At 53.1% G+C, this 1,837-nt stretch carries 1 rRNA gene; it reads right to left on the bottom strand.

The features are described from left to right. Positions 1-1,837: ribosomal RNA gene (locus V3391_RS17460) — 23S ribosomal RNA — on the bottom strand; the annotation flags it as partial.

Raw genomic sequence — 1,837 nt, 5'->3', positions numbered from 1 at the left:
ACTAGCTTCGCTTACGCTAACCGGCTTCCTTAACCTTCCGGCACTGGGCAGGTGTCAGCCCCCATACATCGTCTTGCGACTTAGCGGAGACCTGTGTTTTTGGTAAACAGTCGCCTGGGCCTCTTCACTGCGACCAGCTTTCGCTGGCACCCCTTCTCCCGAAGTTACGGGGCCATTTTGCCGAGTTCCTTAGAGAGAGTTATCTCGCGCCCCTCGGTATTCTCTACCACCCCACCTGTGTCGGTTTCGGGTACTGGCAGTTATGCCTTAACGGGTATAGGGCTTTTCTTGGAAGCATGACATCACCAACTTCGCTGCCGTAGCAGCTCGTACTCACGCCTTAGCTCAGAACGTTTTCTCCGTTCCTCAAAGCCTCGAACGCTTGAACCAGTAACCAACATCTGGATTGGCTAGCCTTCTCCGTCCCCCTTCCCAAAACATAACTGGTACAGGAATGTTGACCTGTTATCCATCGACTACGCCTTTCGGCCTGACCTTAGGACCAGACTAACCCTCCGCGGACGAGCCTGCCGGAGGAACCCTTAGGGTTTCGGGGCATGGGATTCTCACCCATGTTTTCGCTACTCAAGCCGACATTCTCACTTCTATGCAGTCCACGCCCGCTTACGCTAACGCTTCACCCCACATAGAACGCTCCCCTACCATTTATAAATAAATCCGCAGCTTCGGTACAACACTTAGCCCCGTTCATTTTCGGCGCAGGATCGCTCGACCAGTGGGCTATTACGCACTCCTTTGAGGATGGCTGCTTCTAAGCAAACCTCCTGGTTGTCTGGGCAATCCCACCTCCTTTATCACTTAGTGTTGATTTTGGGACCTTAGCTGGCGGTCTGGGCTGTTTCCCTTTCGACTATGGAGCTTATCCCCCACAGTCTGACTGCCTAGTTACACACAGGGTATTCAGAGTTCATCACGATTTGGTACCGCTCTCGCAGCCCGCACCGAAATGGTCGCTTTACCCCCCTGCTGGAGCACTAGACGCTACGCCTCAACGTATTTCGGGGAGAACCAGCTAGCTCCTGGTTCGATTGGCATTTCACCCCTAACCACAGCTCATCCGGTGACTTTTCAACGTCAGTCGGTTGGGACCTCCACTTGGTATCACCCAAGCTTCATCCTGGCCATGGTTAGATCACCAGGGTTCGGGTCTATAAACACTGACAAACGCCCTATTAAGACTCGCTTTCGCTATGGCTCCACCATTTCCGGTTTAACCCGCCAGTGCCTATAAGTCGCCGGCTCATTCTTCAACAGGCACACGGTCACCCGATTAGTCGGGCTCCCATTGCTTGTAAGCTCACGGTTTCATGTTCTATTTCACTCCCCTCCCGGGGTTCTTTTCACCTTTCCCTCACGGTACTGTTTCACTATCGGTCACACAGGAGTACTTAGCCTTACGAGGTGGTCCTCGTAGATTCACACGGAATTCCACGTGCTCCGTGCTACTCGGGATACAGCTAGGCTAACTCTCCTTTCGATTACGGGGCTTTCACCCTCTGTGGCGCGCCATTCAAACGCTTCTTCTAGGTTTGTTAGTCCACGTTTCTGTCCCACAACCCCGATAGTCGAAACTATCGGTTTGGGCTATTCCCCGTTCGCTCGCCGCTACTTAGGGAGTCGTTATTTACTTTCCTTTCCTCCAGCTACTAAGATGTTTCAGTTCGCTGGGTTGGCTCGTGCCAGCCTATATATTCAGCTGGCCGTTCTAAGGGTTGCCCCATTCGGAAATTCCCGGATCAAAGCGTGCTTCCAGCTCCCCGAGACTTATCGCAGGTAACCACGTCCTTCATCGCCTCTGTGTGCCAAGGTATCCACC

The organism is Luteimonas flava (assembly GCF_036584485.1).
Lineage (GTDB): Bacteria > Pseudomonadota > Gammaproteobacteria > Xanthomonadales > Xanthomonadaceae > Luteimonas > Luteimonas flava.
Note: the sequence above shows the minus strand (reverse complement) of the source record. Positions and strands in the feature narration are given on the sequence as shown.